This is a genomic window from Serratia sp. P2ACOL2 (assembly GCF_003691565.1).
GTDB classification, from domain to species: domain Bacteria; phylum Pseudomonadota; class Gammaproteobacteria; order Enterobacterales; family Enterobacteriaceae; genus Serratia; species Serratia liquefaciens.
This window is the reverse complement of the sequence record NZ_CP033162.1, coordinates 256,657-271,791: the sequence shown is the minus strand read 5'-3', so window position 1 is coordinate 271,791 and position 15,135 is coordinate 256,657. Positions and strand designations below refer to the sequence as shown.

General features: G+C 57.1%; 17 protein-coding genes. 14 read left to right on the top strand and 3 right to left on the bottom strand.

What is annotated here, in order from left to right; genetic code table 11:
* Positions 1–19 precede the first annotated feature (19 nt).
* The gene (locus EBA31_RS01365; protein ID WP_122076789.1) at positions 20–1,078 is read right to left on the bottom strand and encodes a permease; all 1,059 of its coding nucleotides are present in this window, start codon (positions 1,076–1,078) and stop codon (positions 20–22) included.
* 260 nt (positions 1,079–1,338) lie between these two features.
* Here EBA31_RS01365 and phnF point away from each other — a divergent pair, with 260 nt between their 5' ends.
* The 11 genes from phnF to phnP are packed head-to-tail and all read left to right on the top strand — an operon-like array spanning position 1,339 to position 9,640.
* Entirely contained in the window at positions 1,339–2,064 is a 726-nt protein-coding gene (gene phnF, locus EBA31_RS01360; protein WP_170868571.1) for a phosphonate metabolism transcriptional regulator PhnF, read from the top strand.
* Positions 2,065–2,508, top strand: a complete 444-nt coding sequence (gene phnG, locus EBA31_RS01355; RefSeq protein WP_046374634.1) for a phosphonate C-P lyase system protein PhnG — start codon at positions 2,065–2,067, stop codon at positions 2,506–2,508. It begins immediately after the preceding gene.
* Between the two features lie 2 nt (positions 2,509–2,510).
* The gene (phnH, locus tag EBA31_RS01350; RefSeq protein ID WP_122076786.1) at positions 2,511–3,092 is read left to right on the top strand and encodes a phosphonate C-P lyase system protein PhnH; all 582 of its coding nucleotides are present in this window, start codon (positions 2,511–2,513) and stop codon (positions 3,090–3,092) included.
* Entirely contained in the window at positions 3,092–4,177 is a 1,086-nt protein-coding gene (locus tag EBA31_RS01345) for a carbon-phosphorus lyase complex subunit PhnI (protein WP_048762826.1), read from the top strand. Before phnH ends, EBA31_RS01345 begins: the two co-directional genes overlap by 1 nt.
* On the top strand, positions 4,170–5,030 hold the full coding sequence (locus tag EBA31_RS01340) for an alpha-D-ribose 1-methylphosphonate 5-phosphate C-P-lyase PhnJ (protein WP_020824979.1): 861 nt from the start codon (positions 4,170–4,172) through the stop codon (positions 5,028–5,030). Before EBA31_RS01345 ends, EBA31_RS01340 begins: the two co-directional genes overlap by 8 nt.
* On the top strand, positions 5,030–5,818 hold the full coding sequence (phnK, locus tag EBA31_RS01335; RefSeq protein ID WP_020824978.1) for a phosphonate C-P lyase system protein PhnK: 789 nt from the start codon (positions 5,030–5,032) through the stop codon (positions 5,816–5,818). The genes EBA31_RS01340 and phnK overlap by 1 nt, the downstream gene beginning before the upstream one ends.
* A gap of 16 nt (positions 5,819–5,834) precedes the next feature.
* Positions 5,835–6,539 carry a phosphonate C-P lyase system protein PhnL gene (gene phnL, locus EBA31_RS01330; protein ID WP_020824977.1) on the top strand — a complete coding sequence of 235 codons (705 nt, stop codon included), beginning with the start codon at positions 5,835–5,837 and terminating at the stop codon, positions 6,537–6,539.
* A complete protein-coding gene (gene phnM, locus EBA31_RS01325) occupies positions 6,539–7,675 on the top strand; it encodes an alpha-D-ribose 1-methylphosphonate 5-triphosphate diphosphatase (RefSeq protein WP_048762825.1) in 1,137 nt (378 codons plus the stop codon). The genes phnL and phnM overlap by 1 nt, the downstream gene beginning before the upstream one ends.
* On the top strand, positions 7,675–8,244 hold the full coding sequence (gene phnN / locus EBA31_RS01320; RefSeq protein ID WP_020824975.1) for a ribose 1,5-bisphosphokinase: 570 nt from the start codon (positions 7,675–7,677) through the stop codon (positions 8,242–8,244). Before phnM ends, phnN begins: the two co-directional genes overlap by 1 nt.
* Complete coding sequence (locus EBA31_RS01315; protein ID WP_116691395.1) at positions 8,241–8,843, top strand: DapH/DapD/GlmU-related protein; 603 nt, start codon at positions 8,241–8,243, stop codon at positions 8,841–8,843. Before phnN ends, EBA31_RS01315 begins: the two co-directional genes overlap by 4 nt.
* Before the next feature lie 14 nt (positions 8,844–8,857).
* A complete protein-coding gene (gene phnP / locus EBA31_RS01310; protein ID WP_122076783.1) occupies positions 8,858–9,640 on the top strand; it encodes a phosphonate metabolism protein PhnP in 783 nt (260 codons plus the stop codon).
* On the opposite strand, the gene EBA31_RS01305 is transcribed toward phnP, so the two are convergent.
* On the bottom strand, positions 9,591–10,229 hold the full coding sequence (locus tag EBA31_RS01305; RefSeq protein WP_122076780.1) for an NAD(P)H-binding protein: 639 nt from the start codon (positions 10,227–10,229) through the stop codon (positions 9,591–9,593). The two genes, phnP and EBA31_RS01305, sit on opposite strands and share 50 nt — an antisense overlap.
* A gap of 47 nt (positions 10,230–10,276) precedes the next feature.
* A complete protein-coding gene (locus tag EBA31_RS01300; RefSeq protein WP_020824971.1) occupies positions 10,277–10,705 on the bottom strand; it encodes a YhbP family protein in 429 nt (142 codons plus the stop codon).
* Between the two features lie 437 nt (positions 10,706–11,142).
* Between EBA31_RS01300 and speFL the strand changes: the two genes are divergently transcribed.
* The 3 genes from speFL (at position 11,143) to potE (ending at position 15,059) form a co-directional block, all read left to right on the top strand.
* On the top strand, positions 11,143–11,247 hold the full coding sequence (gene speFL / locus EBA31_RS01295) for a leader peptide SpeFL (RefSeq protein ID WP_112363015.1): 105 nt from the start codon (positions 11,143–11,145) through the stop codon (positions 11,245–11,247).
* A 269-nt stretch (positions 11,248–11,516) separates the two neighbouring features.
* Entirely contained in the window at positions 11,517–13,679 is a 2,163-nt protein-coding gene (gene speF, locus EBA31_RS01290; RefSeq protein WP_122076776.1) for an ornithine decarboxylase SpeF, read from the top strand.
* Between the two features lie 63 nt (positions 13,680–13,742).
* Positions 13,743–15,059 (top strand): putrescine-ornithine antiporter, encoded by a 1,317-nt coding sequence (gene potE / locus EBA31_RS01285; protein WP_041415181.1) that lies wholly within the window; start codon positions 13,743–13,745, stop codon positions 15,057–15,059.
* Positions 15,060–15,135 lie beyond the last annotated feature (76 nt).

Sequence of the window (15,135 nt, the reverse complement as noted above, 5' to 3'; positions counted from 1 at the left end):
AGACTATTTATTAAACAATTTATACCAACCCCATTCCTACCACGCCCGTGACGATCCCACACAGCGCAACCAACAGCGCTGTCAGGCACAGTGCCTTGGCAGAGAAGGCCTTGTTCAGCATCAGCAACGAAGGCAGGCTGACCGCCGGCAGGGTCATCAACAGCGCCAGCGCCGGGCCGGTGCCCATGCCCGCCAGCATTAGAGTCTGCACAATCGGGATTTCCGCCGCCGTCGGGATCACGAACAGGCAACCGGCGATCGCCAGGCCAATAATCCACAACACACTATTATCTATCGCCCCATCGGCATACGGGAACAGCCAAACGCGCGCGGCCCCTAGCGCCAATACCGCCAGAATGTAGACAGGTATGGTGGACCAAAACAGCGACCACAGCGCCTTGAGCCAGCGGCCGAAAAACGGCTTTTCGTCAGCTTTATCCAGCGGCAGCAGCGGCGTTTGCAAAGCCGCCGGCTGCGGATCCCTGGCAGTGGCACGCTGCACCAGCCAGGCGATGCCCAGCACCATGATCACCCCAGCCACCAGCCGGATTGCGGCAAACTGCCAGCCGAGCACAAAGCCCATAAAAATCAGCGTGGCCGGATTCAGCACCGGGTTACTCAGCCAGAACGCCATCGCTGCCCCGCTGGACACCGACTGACGCCGTAATCCGGCAGCTACCGGCGCGGCACAACAGGTACACATCATGCCCGGCAGTGCGATCACCGCGCCCAGCAAGGTACCGGAAAAACGCGGATGGCCGAGCGTGCGCATCAACCAATCGCGTGGGATCAGCACCTGCACCAATGAGCCCAACACCACACCGAGCACCGCCGCCTTCCATACCGCCGTGAAATAGACCAGCGCGTAATGCCAGGCCGCCAGCCACGGGCTGCTGTCGTCGTTGACCAGTATCGATTTGCCGATGGAATGCGTGTCAGCCGCCAGAAAGGCCTTGCCGTAATAAGGCTGCCATTTGACGTAGTAGAGGCCGATGGCCACCACCAGCAGAAACAGCGCCGGTTTCCACCACGGCCAAGGGCGCGCGCGGTGTTCAGTTGCAGTCAGGGGATGTGGCATGGGCTTAGATTAACTCGGTTCAATCATCAATAGCGTCAGCTTAGCGCGCAGCGGCCCCCTGCGCATCATCTGCCTGTCCAAAATAGTTCATCTGTTCGCCACCGACGCGTAACGCGATTGTCATCTGACGCCTGCAAGATGATGCCAACTTCACCACGGGACCTACCCGTCGTCTTTCAAGCCGCAGGGTAAGCACTGTAAGACATGCCGATAAACCGCATATTTTTATGTCGTTATGGCCACCGAGGTTTTTTATTATGATGGACTTATCTAGACATCCGACCAGTTTTCCCACCCGCTACCAGCAAATCGCCGCGCAGCTGGAACAAGAGCTGCGCACCCAATACCGCTGTGGCGACTACCTGCCTTCCGAGCAGCAATTGGCGGAACGCTATCAGGTCAATCGCCATACCCTGCGTCGTGCAGTCGATCAATTGGTGGAGCGCGGCTGGCTGCAACGCCGGCACGGGATCGGCATTCTGGTGTTGATGCGCCCCTACGACTACCCGCTGCATGCCAATACCCGTTTCAGTCAGAACCTGTTCGAGCAGGGAAGCCACCCCACAAGTGAGCGCTTACTCGCTGTACTACGCCCGTGCAATGGGCATGTTGCCAGCGCATTGTCACGGGAAGAAGGCGAAACGGTGATCCACCTTCGCACTTTGCGCCGGGTCAACGGCGTACCGATGAGCCTGATCGACCACTATCTGCCCGATCTGGACTGGTGGCCGGCGCTACAGCAGTTCCACAGCGGTTCGCTGCACGAATTTATCGAATCAAACATCCACCAGCCGCTGACCCGCAGCCAGACACGCATCAGTGCGCGCCGGGCCCAGGCCAAAGAGAGCCGGATGCTGGAAATTGCCACCCAGGCGCCGCTGCTGTGCGTGCGCACCCTGAACGTCTGCACCGGCAGCGACAACGTGGCGGAATACTCCGTCAGCCTGGCGCGCGCCGACATGATTGAACTGACGATGGAGCACTAAATGCAAGCCTTACAGCCGAGACAACGCTGGATGTCGGTACTGGCGCACAGCCAGCCGGCCCAGTTGCGCAGCCACTGGCAGGCGCTGAATATCAACCCGCGCTACCAGAGCATCCGTGCACCGGAGATTGGCCTGGCGCAGTTGCAGGGGCGCATGGGGGCCACTGGCCGCCGCTTCGTCTTGGGCGACATGACCGTCACCCGTGCGGTGGTCCAGCTCGAAAACGGCGGCTATGGCTACAGCTATATCGCCGGGCGCGATAAGGCGCATGCCGAACTCTGCGCGCTGCTGGATGCCCTGCTGCAACTGCCGGAGCAGGCCGAATTGCTGCAACAACAGCTGATAGAGCCGCTGGCCGCGCTGCAACACGAGCAACGCCAGCTGCGTGCAAGGGCCGTCGCCTCCAGCCGGGTGGACTTCTTTACGCTGGTGCGAGGGGATTAATCATGAGCCTACTGACAGGTTTTACCCAGCCGATCGACCAATCTCAGCAGACTTTCCGCTTAATTCTTAAGGCGTTAAGCGAGCCTGGGCATGTGGTTACGCTGCAAGGCAGCCCGACCTGGGACAGGCTGAATGCCGCCAGTACCGCTGCCTTGCTGACCCTGGCGGATCAGGAAACTCCGATCCAGCTGAGTCCTGAGCTAAAAAGTGAGCAAGCGCTAACAAACATTCGCTTCCACAGCGGCGCACCGCTGGCCGAGCGCGCCGAAGAGGTGTGTTTCGCCCTGTTCGATAGCCAACTGCAGGCGACCGATTTACAGGCATTGCCGCGCGGCAGCGAAATTTCCCCCGAGTTCAGCGCTACGGTGATTGTGCAGTTAGCTAGCCTGGAACAAGGCACCGCCCTGCGCCTGACCGGGCCAGGCATCGAACATCAACGAATTATTTCACCGCAGCTGCCGCCGGCGCTGCTGGATTACCTGCTTAACCGCCCGCAGCGCTTCCCGCTGGGGCTGGATTTCCTGCTGACCTGCGGCGAATGCCTGTTGGCGTTACCGCGAACCACCCACGTGGAGGTGTGCTGATGTACGTTGCCGTTAAAGGGGGCGAAAAAGCCATTGAGGCCGCCCATCAGTTACAGGAACAGCTGCGGCGCGGCGATGACAGCGTGGCGGAACTGAGCGCACTGCAGATTGAGCAGCAGCTGGGCCTGGCCGTGGACAGGGTCATGACCGAGGGCGGCATCTACGATCCTGAGCTGGCGGCGCTGGCCATCAAGCAGGCGAGCGGCGATCTGGTCGAGGCCATTTTCCTGCTGCGCGCCTACCGTACCACTCTGCCGCGCCTGGCGATCGGCGAACCGCTGGCGACAGAAAATATGCGACTGGAGCGCCGCATCTCGGCAGTTTACAAGGACTTGCCCGGCGGACAGGTGCTGGGGCCAACCTACGATTACACCCACCGGCTGTTGGATTTCGCGTTGCTGGCGGAAGGAGAAGCCCCCCGCGCACCACAGGCGGACGAACCCTTGCCGGAAAACTGCGCCCACGTGTTTGATCTGCTCAGTCAGCAACAGCTGGCGTTGGCGGAGCGGGACGACGGCAGTATACCGGACGATATCACCCGTAATCCTCCGGTTTACCCCTGCTCACGCTCAGCGCGACTGCAGCAATTGGTGCGCGGTGATGAAGGCTTTTTACTGGCGCTGAGCTACTCCACCCAACGTGGCTACGGCCGTACCCACCCGTTCGCCGGCGAGATCCGCACCGGCTATGTTTCAGCGGAGATCACGCCAGAAGAGCTGGGTTTCACCATTGATATCGGCGAAATCCTGCTAACCGAATGCGAGATGGTTAACGGTTTTATCGATCCGGTTGACCAGCCGCCGCATTTCACCCGCGGCTATGGTCTGGTGTTTGGCCGGGCCGAACGCAAGGCGATGGCAATGGCGCTGGTAGACCGTGCACTGCAAAGCCCCGAGTACGACGAAGGCATCGCCAGCCCGGCGCAGGACGAAGAGTTCGTGCTGGCCCATGCCGATAACGTCGAAGCCGCCGGCTTTGTTTCCCACCTTAAACTGCCGCACTACGTCGATTTCCAGGCAGAGCTGGAACTGCTTAAGCGTCTGCGCCAGGAATTTAGCGAGCGTCAGGAGGCCCGCAATGAGTGAGGTATTAACCGGCTACAACCTGGGCTACCTGGACGAGCAAACCAAGCGCATGATCCGTCGCGCCATTTTGAAGGCAATCGCCATCCCCGGTTATCAGGTGCCGTTCGGCGGCCGTGAAATGCCGATGCCCTACGGCTGGGGCACCGGCGGCATTCAGTTGACCGCCAGCGTGATTGGCCGTGCCGACGTGCTGAAGGTGATTGATCAGGGCGCCGACGACACCACCAACGCCGTGTCGATTCGCCGCTTCTTCCAGCGCGTCGCCGGGGTCGCCACCACCGAACGCACGCCCGAGGCTACGCTGATCCAGACCCGTCACCGCATTCCGGAAACCGCGCTGCGCGAAGACCAGATCCTGATTTATCAGGTGCCGATCCCTGAGCCGCTGCGCTTTATCGAACCGCGAGAAACCGAGACCCGCAAAATGCATGCGCTGGAAGAGTATGGCGTGATGCAGGTGAAGCTGTACGAAGACATCGCGCGCTACGGCCACATCGCCACCACCTACGCCTATCCGGTGAAGGTCAATGACCGCTACGTGATGGATCCGTCGCCGATCCCCAAATTCGATAACCCGAAAATGCACATGATGCCGGCGCTGCAGCTGTTTGGGGCCGGACGCGAGAAACGTATCTATGCCCTGCCACCCTTTACCAAAGTGGAGAGCCTGGACTTCGACGATCATCCGTTCAGCGTACAGCAGTGGGACGAGCCCTGCGCGCTGTGCGGCTCGCGCCACAGTTATCTGGACGAGGTGGTGCTCGACGACCAGGGCAACCGCATGTTCGTCTGCTCCGATACCGATTACTGCCAGCAGCAACTGGCGCAACCTTCGCAAGAGGCGCAGCACTGATGACTTCCACCCCTCTGAGCACCACGCCGCTGCTGTCGGTGGCTAACCTGACCCACCTGTACGCGCCGGGCAAAGGCTTTAGCGATGTGTCTTTCGATATCTACCCCGGTGAAGTGCTGGGCATCGTCGGCGAATCCGGCTCCGGCAAAACCACCCTGCTGAAGTCGATCTCTGCGCGGCTGGCGCCGCAGCAAGGGCAGATCCTCTACCGTCCGCAGGCCGGGCAACAGCATGATTTATATGCGATGGCGGAAAGCGATCGCCGCCGCCTGCTGCGCACCGACTGGGGCGTAGTGCATCAGCACCCGCTCGACGGGCTGCGGCCCAAGGTTTCCGCCGGCGGCAACATCGGCGAACGGCTGATGGCCATCGGCCAGCGCCACTATGGCGACATCCGCCGTCAGGCCGGGCAGTGGCTGGAAGACGTTGAGATCCCGCTGTCGCGCCTTGACGATCTGCCGACCACCTTTTCCGGCGGCATGCAGCAACGCTTGCAGATCGCCCGCAATCTGGTGACCCACCCGAAGCTGGTATTTATGGACGAACCCACCGGTGGTCTGGACGTTTCGGTGCAGGCGCGGCTGCTCGATCTGCTGCGCACTTTGGTGGTGGAAATGCAGTTGGCGGCGGTGATCGTCACCCACGATCTCGGCGTGGCGCGCCTGCTGGCGCACCGCTTGCTGGTGATGAAACAGGGCGAGGTGGTGGAAAGCGGCCTGACCGACCGGGTGCTGGACGATCCACACCATCCTTATACCCAACTGCTGGTTTCTTCGGTGCTGTCGTAACTCAAGGTAATAACAGATGACTATTCAAATCCGGGTTGAACACCTCAGCAAAACCTTTGTGCTCCACCAGCAGCACGGCACGCGGCTGCCGGTATTGCACGACGCCAACATGACGGTCAGCAGCGGCGAGTGTGTGGTGCTGCACGGCCATTCCGGCAGCGGAAAATCAACCCTGCTGCGCTCGCTGTATGCCAACTATCTGCCCGACAGCGGCCATATCTGGGTCAACCATCAGGGGGAATGGCTGGACATGGTGCAGGCCGAAGCGCGCCAAATCCTGGCGGTTCGCCGTCATACCCTTGGCTGGGTCAGCCAGTTCCTGCGAGTGATCCCTCGTATCAGCGCACTGGACGTCGTGATGCAGCCGTTACTGGAACAGGGTGCCGATCGCGCCGAATGCCGTGAACGCGCCGAAACCTTGCTTAACCAGCTCAATGTGCCGCAGCGTCTGTGGCAGTTGGCGCCTTCGACTTTCTCCGGCGGCGAGCAACAGCGGGTGAACATTGCGCGCGGCTTTATTGTCGATTATCCGATTTTGCTGCTGGACGAACCCACGGCGTCACTCGACAGCCGCAACAGCGCGGCAGTGGTCGCCTTGATCGAACAGGCTAAACGGCGCGGCGCGGCTATCGTCGGCATTTTTCATGATGAGGGCGTCCGTCAGCAGGTCGCCGACCGGTTATATGACATGCAGGCGCCACAGGCGCTGGAGATCCTCTGATGATCATCAATAACGTGAAGCTGGTGCTGGAAGATCAGGTTGTCGAAGGATCGCTGGAGATCAACGACGGCACGATCCGCAGTTTTGCCGATACGCCCAGTCAGTTACCCCAGGCACTGAACGGTGAAGGCGGCTGGTTGCTGCCTGGCCTGATCGAATTACACACCGACAACCTGGACAAGTTTTTCACCCCGCGCCCTAACGTCGACTGGCCGGCCCATTCGGCCATGAGCAGCCATGATGCATTGATGGTGGCCAATGGCATCACCACCGTGCTAGACGCAGTGGCCATTGGCGACGTACGCGACGGCGGTCATCGGCTGGAGAACCTGCAAAAAATGATCGACGCGGTGATCCACAGCCAGCGTGCGGGGGTGAATCGCGCCGAACACCGGTTGCACCTGCGCTGCGAACTGCCGCACGACAGCACCCTGCCGTTGTTCGAACAGCTGATGGACAAGCCGGGCGTGTCTCTGGTGTCGTTGATGGACCATTCGCCGGGTCAGCGCCAGTTCGCTTCGCGAGAAAAATACCGCGAATATTATCAGGGCAAATACAACCTCAATGACCAGCAGATGAGCGACTTTGAGGAGCAGCAAATCGGGCTTTCCGCTCGCTGGGCCACGCCAAACCGCGAAGCGATCGCCGCTCACTGCCGGGCACGCAAGATCTCTCTTGCCAGCCACGACGACGCGACCGCCGAACACGTAGCCGAGTCCTGTGCGCTGGGCAGCGCCATTGCCGAATTCCCCACCACCGAAGCCGCGGCCCTGGCCTCGCATCAGCAAGGATTACAGGTGCTGATGGGGGCGCCGAATATCGTGCGCGGCGGTTCCCACTCCGGCAACGTGGCAGCGCACCATCTGGCGGCGTTGGGGGTGTTGGATATTCTGTCTTCCGATTATTACCCGGCCAGCCTGCTGGATGCGGCATTTCGTATCGCGGCCGACGAGCGCAACGGCTACGGCTTGCCGCAGGCGGTGCAGATGATCACCCGCAACCCGGCGAAAGCGCTGGACTTGCAGGATCGCGGGACCATCGCCGAAGGATTACGGGCAGATTTGGTACTGGCGCGGCCGCACGGCGAGCATATCTACGTGCAGAACGTGTGGCGCCAGGGCAAGCAGGTGTTCTGATGGCACAGCTTATCTATCTGATGGGGCCTTCCGGGGCCGGGAAAGACAGCCTGCTGGCCGCCCTGCGCGCCCATGCCGACAGTGCGCCGCTGGTGGCGCACCGTTATATCACCCGGCCGGCAGACGCCGGCTGCGAGAACCATATTGCGCTCAGTGAACCCGAATTTTTGCGCCGCCGCGCCAAAGGCCTGTTCGCCCTCGACTGGCACGCGCACCAGCATCATTACGCTTTTGGGATCGAAGTGGATCTTTGGTTGCTGCAGGGGATCGATGTGGTGGTCAATGGCTCGCGCGCTCACTTATTGCAGGCGCAGCAGCGTTATGGCGCACAGCTGCTGCCGGTTTGCCTGCAGGTCAGTACGCATATTCTCCGCCAGCGGTTGCAAAACCGCGGACGCGAAAATGCCGAGCAGATCGAACAACGATTGGCGCGAGCGGCAGAGTACCAGGAAAAACTCCCTGCCGGTTGCCGACGGTTGGATAACGACGGCAACCTTGATGACACGCTGGCGGCGCTGTTGGCGCTGCTGCCCTCTTTGGCAAAACAACCACAGGATGCCGTGCCATGAACGATGCTGCACAGCCGAAAATCGGTAACAACGTGACGCTTAACCGCAGTCGCTTAGGCCAATATGTACATCTGGCCGACGATGCGATTCTGGAAGAGGTGGAGATGGGTGACTACTCCTATACCGCCGGACACAACCAGATTTTTTACGCCACCATCGGCAAATTCGTGTCAATTGCCTCTTATGCACGCATTAATCCTGGCAATCACCCCACTTACCAGCGTATCGCCCAACACCATTTCACCTACCGCGCTTCAGAGTATGACCTGGGAGAAGACGACGAAGCGTTCTTCGACTGGCGGCGCGAACAGCATGTGACTATCGGCCACGACGTCTGGATCGGTCATAACGCCATCGTCATGCCCGGCGTCAGCATCGGCAACGGTGCCGTTATCGGCAGCGCGGCCGTCGTCACCAAAGATGTCGCCCCCTATGAGATTGTCGCCGGCGTAGCGGCCAAAAAGATTGGCATGCGTTTCGACGACGCCCTGATCGAACGCATTGAGCGCAGCCAGTGGTGGCACTGGGACCACCAGACGCTGCAACAACGGTTGGCGGATTTCCGTGATATCCATGCCTTCGCGGAGAAGTATTTATAATCGGGAGTGACGACATGCAACTGACGTTTCTCGGCACCGGTGGCGCGCAACAGATCCCGGTGTTTGGCTGTGATTGTCTGGTCTGTCAGCGGGCGAGGCGCGAGCCGGCTTTTCGGCGAAGACCATGCAGCGCCATGCTCAAATTTCAGGGGGAAACGACCTTGCTGGATGCGGGATTACCGTCGTTGGAACGGCGTTTTTCGGCGGGGGAAATTCAACGTTTTTTACTGACACATTACCACATGGATCACGTACAGGGGTTATTTCCTTTGCGTTGGGGGTGCGGAAATTTTATTCCCGTCTATGGTCCGGCAGACGAGCAGGGCTGCGATGACCTGTTCAAACACCCTGGTATTCTGGCGTTTCAACCGCCGTTAACCCCCTTCGAACCCCTTGAACTGGGCGGGCTGCGCATCACACCGTTACCGCTGCAGCATTCAAAAATCACGCTGGGCTATCTGATCCAGGCCGCTGGGGCATCGCTCGCCTACCTGACCGATACCGTCGGCCTGCCGCCCGATACCGACGCTTTTCTACGCGGAGTGCCGTTGGATTTGCTGGTGCTCGATTGCAGCCTGCCCCCTCAGCCGCAGGCACCGCGTAACCACAACGATTTGACCCGTGCGCAGGAAATTCAGCAACGCTTGCAACCTGGCCGTACCCTATTGACGCACATCAGCCATCATCTCGATTTGTGGCTGACGGACAATGAACTGCCGTCTGGCCTGGAGCTGGCGTTCGATAATCTCAGCGTACACTGCGGTAACAATGCAGCCGATCGGATTCCAGCACCCTAACGCCGTCGCCAGGGCTGAACGCCTGTTCCAGCAGGGTTTGCGCCACGTCCTTGGCACTCACCGCTCGCCATTTTCCGGGCAGCAATTTAAACAGCGGCGCGGTGAGGCGCTCCAGCAAGCGCGGCGAGGGCCGTGACCCCAGTAGCATGGATGGCCGCACCAGCGTCAGGCGCGGCCAATTCTGTTCACGCAGCGCCTGCTCCATTTCCCCTTTGGTGCGGTTATAGAGGAACGTAGAGCGCCTGTTCGCGCCTAGCGCGCTGACGGCCAGACAATGCTGCGCCCCTAACCGACGGCCAGTCAGCGCACTTTCCACCACCAGGGTGTAATCGACATAATGGAAATTAGCGTCGCTACCGGCTTCGCGGCGGATCGTCCCCAGGCAGCAAAACACCATATCGACCGGCTGTTCACATTCAGTCAGCAGCGCAAACAAATCATCCCCCACCGGGTTCTCTAATTTTTCGTGCGGTGGCAATGGCCTGCGCGTTGGCGCCACGATCGCCGTGACCTGCGGATCACGCTGCAGCAGATGCAACAGTGCATTACCCACCAACCCAGTTGCCCCGACAATGAATACCCGTGCCATATGCCCTCCCGCTGATTGATGATGCTGAAAAGTATAGTTTGCGGTATTCAGACCCGCGCCCAGTGAAGCTTTTTACCGAAACCGAGGGTGTTGTCGGTCATCTTCACCTCCTGCAGATCCAACTGCCAGACCGGCGCCTTCATCATCTTGGCTATCGGGAAACGCTTGCAGTAACGTGCCCGTGCCAACGCCTCCTGCTCACCGTTCAGCATCGTCGCTTGCGCCCGATACTGAATGCCGCGGATCAAGGCGATGGTCTTCGGTTTCGGCGCTATGGTGCCCACCACGCTGGCGTTTTGCAGCATCAGCTCACCGTGACGGGTGTGGGTTTCGGTCATCAACCACAGCGCCATCCGCTCGGCGTCAAACACATAGAAACAATTGGCGCACCACATATCCATGCCGTTTCCCGCGCACAGCGTCAGTACGTGCTGCTTGCTGAGAAACTGTGCGATAGGTTGATGCTCATCGGTCATAGTCACTGTGAATTCTCCCCGTTATCTTGTTTCATCTTAACCCGTGTTGTTGAGGCGGGTCACAAATAACAACAATGTCGGAAAAATTAAAACAGAATAAACACCCAGATAAAGTGAATTTATATACAAAATATCATTATATAGACTTATAACATAATAAAAACAAACTCACTTCAATTGCGCATTATACGCCCCTCTTAAACGCAATTTTTTTTGCTATTTCTCCCGCATAGAAAAAATCAGGTAGCAGAAAGGGCTATTTGTTATCAATCTATTTACATGCATAATCACTCTTTAGAGGTATTCTTATGCAACTAAATGCATAACCAGTGAATAGTTATTTACTTAAAGCTGCATATGCGTGATGTATGTCACATATTTTGCTCAAGCCTGCGTTAAAATAGCGCCATCTTTTCACTCACAAAGGTGGATTAGAAATGGAAAACAACAACAGAAAAATGGCGCATATCAGGCGCACAACCCATATTATGATGATGGCTCATCGTAGTTGCTTTAGCTTCGCTTTCTTTAACTTCAGATAACCTCCCTCCTCGTTCGTCCTTATTCCGAACGCAAGACATTATTACGACTTATTTTTCACTCTATTCAACAGAGATAAACTCCTGTTGCTTATGCAGTGGAAAACATCGTAATTCATCTTCATGGGATAAGAACGCCGCCACAAAATAATAGAGTGAATTCAGGAATGCCTTCCGGCATGCCAGGTTCTCGTACACCTTTATTTTAATAAGGTATTAACGGCAGATTTAATTATTTGCCGGTGGAATACCTTTGTCTGAAGAATGAGAAAATGAAAAAGTTAAAAATTGCCGCTAATGAAAAAACACTGGGCTGCTTTGAAACAGAACGTGAAATTGTCGATGTACATCACAGCGATTTCAATGATGTCGCCGCCATTGTGCTGTCCGTTGAGGACGTTACGAAGGGCATGGTGACGCATCTCGAAGAGATCGGGTTGAACATCCCGCTGTTTGTGGCGGTTTGCTGCGAAGAAGAGTTGGACAATGCCGTATTACCGGCGCTGCACGGGGTATTTGAACTCTGCGGGAAAAACACCCAGTTCTACGGCAAGCAGTTGGAGGCCGCGGCGGTAAAATATGAAAAAGATCTGCTGCCACCGTTCTTCAACACGCTGACGCAGTATGTCGAAATGGGTAACGCCACCTTTGCCTGTCCGGGCCATCAGGGCGGTGAATTCTTCCGTAAACATCCGGCCGGACGTCAGTTCTTTGATTTCTATGGCGAGACGCTGTTCCGTTCCGATATGTGCAACGCGGACGTCAAACTGGGCGATTTATTGATCCACGAGGGGGCTCCCTGTGCCGCGCAGCAACACGCAGCCAAGGTGTTTAACGCCGATAAGACCTATTTCGTGCTGAATGGGACCTCGGCATCAAACAAAGTTGCGACCAACGCCCTGTTAACACGCGGTGATTTAGTGTTGTTCGACCGTAATAACCATAAATCCAATCACCATGGCGCTCTGATTCAAGCTGGCGCAACACCGGTGTATCTGGAGACCGCCCGCAACCCATTTGGCTTTATCGGCGGTATTGATGCGCACTGCTTTGATGAACGTTACTTACGTCAGCAAATCCGCGAAGTGGCGCCGGAACGCGCCAATGAAGCCCGACCTTTCCGTTTGGCAATCATCCAGTTAGGCACCTACGACGGCACCATTTACAATGCTCGCCAGGTGGTCGACAAGATTGGGCACCTGTGCGATTACATCCTGTTTGACTCCGCCTGGGTGGGCTACGAACAATTCATCCCAATGATGAAAGATTGTTCGCCTTTACTGCTCGATCTGAATGAAAACGACCCGGGGATCATTGTTACCCAGTCCGTTCACAAACAGCAGGCCGGCTTCTCGCAAACCTCGCAAATCCATAAAAAAGACAAACATATCAAAGGGCAAAGTCGCTATTGCAACCATAAGCGCTTCAATAACGCTTTTATGTTGCATGCTTCTACCAGCCCGTTCTATCCGCTGTTTGCCGCTCTGGACGTCAATGCCAAAATGCATGAAGGGAAAAGCGGTCAGCGCCTGTGGAAGGAGTGCGTTCGCGTAGGGATTGAAGCTCGCAAGATGCTGCTGGAAACCTGTCAGTTAATCAAACCCTTTGTCCCGGACCAGATCGACGGTAAACCCTGGCAGTCTTATGACACCGAAACGATGGCCAACGATTTGCGCTTCTTCAACTTTGTGCCAGGCGAGAAATGGCATGCCTTTGAAGGCTATGCGGAATCGCAGTATTTTGTCGACCCGTGCAAGCTGTTGCTCACCACGCCGGGCATAGACACGGCGAGCGGCAACTACAGCGACTTCGGCATTCCGGCGACCATTTTGGCCAACTATCTGCGCGAAAACGGCATCGTACCGGAAAAATGCGATCTCAACTCGATCCTGTTCCTGCTTACGCCGGCCGAAGACATCGCCAAAATGCAGCATCTGGTGGCGCTGATTGCCCGCTTTGAAAAACACATCGAACAGGATTCATTACTCTGTGAAGTCCTGCCAGCGGTATATAAAAGCAATGAGCAACGCTACAAGAATTATACCCTGCGTCAACTTTGCCAGGAGATGCACGATCTTTATGTAAGTTACGACGTTAAAGAACTGCAAAAAGAGATGTTCCGTAAAAATTATTTCCCTCGCATTGCCATGAATCCACAAGATGCCAACACGGAATTTGTCCGCGGTAATATTGAACTGGTTTCTCTGGCCAAGGCGGAAGGCCGTATTGCGGCCGAAGGTGCATTACCTTATCCACCGGGCGTTTTATGTGTGGTCCCTGGGGAAATATGGGGCGGTGCGGCACAGCGTTATTTCCTTGCATTGGAAGAAGGTATTAATTTGCTTCCGGGTTTTGCACCAGAACTGCAGGGTGTTTATATCCAGAAAGATGAAGACGGCTGGAACCGTGCTTACGGTTACGTCATGAGTCATTAACGACCTTACAAGGCGGTGAATATTATTCACCGCCCAGATCGCATCATAAAAGAGAGAATGATCATGAGTAAGTCCAATAATAAAATGGGGGTCGTGCAGTTAACGATCCTGACGGCCGTCAATATGATGGGCTCCGGCATAATTATGCTGCCGACCAAGCTGGCCGAAGTCGGTACGATTTCTATTGTTTCCTGGTTGGTCACCGCAGTGGGGTCAATGGCGCTGGCCTATGCCTTTGCCAAATGCGGGATGTTCAGCCGTAAATCCGGCGGCATGGGGGGGTATGCTGAATATGCCTTCGGGAAATCGGGCAACTTTATGGCGAACTATACCTACGGCGTTTCGTTACTGATCGCCAATATCGCCATCGCCATTTCTGCCGTGGGTTACGGTACCGAGCTGTTTGGCGCCAACCTGAGCCCATTGGGGATCTGCATTGCCACCATCGGTGTGCTGTGGTTAGCCACGGTCGCCAACTTCGGCGGTGCTCGCATTACCGGCAGGATCAGCGGCATCACCGTCTGGGGCGTCATCATTCCAGTGGTCGGGATTTCGATCATCGGCTGGCACTGGTTCAGCGGCAGCGCATACGTCGCCGCGTGGAACCCGCATCAGGTGCCGACTTTTGAAGCCATTGGCGCTTCGATTTCCATGACCCTATGGGCTTTCCTCGGCCTCGAATCCGCCTGTGCCAATACCGACGTGGTGGAGAACCCGGAGCGCAATGTCCCGATCGCCGTATTGGGCGGCACGCTTAGCGCCGCGGTGATTTATATCGTTTCGACCAACGTGATCGCCGGCATAGTACCGAATATGGACCTGGCCAATTCCACCGCGCCGTTTGGACTGGCGTTTTCCCATATGTTCAACCCAACGGTCGGCAAGATCATCATGGCACTGATGATCATGTCCTGCGTAGGTTCACTGCTGGGCTGGCAGTTCACCATCGCCCAGGTGTTCAAATCTTCCGCCGACAGCGGTTTCTTCCCGAAAATCTTCTCGAAACTCAGCAAGGCGGACGCCCCGGTCAAAGGCATGCTGACCATCGTCGTTATCCAGAGCGTACTGTCGCTGATGACCATCAGCCCGTCGCTGAACAAGCAGTTCAACGTGCTGGTTAACCTGGCCGTGGTGACCAATATTATCCCCTACATCTTGTCGATGGCGGCGCTGATCATTATTCAGAAGGTGGCGAAAGTGCCGGAGAAAAAAGCGCGGATCGCCAACATCATTGCCGGCATTGGCGCGCTTTACAGCTTCTATGCGCTCTACAGTTCCGGTGAAGAGGCCATGATGTGGGGTGCCATCGCCACTTTCCTCGGCTGGACGCTGTACGGCCTCGTTTCACCTCGCTTTGAAATGGCGGGCAAAAAAGGCTAACCGTAATCATCCGCAGGCGGACAGGGTGGGATTACGACGGCGAACATGCCATCATATTCCCACCCTGACCACCGAA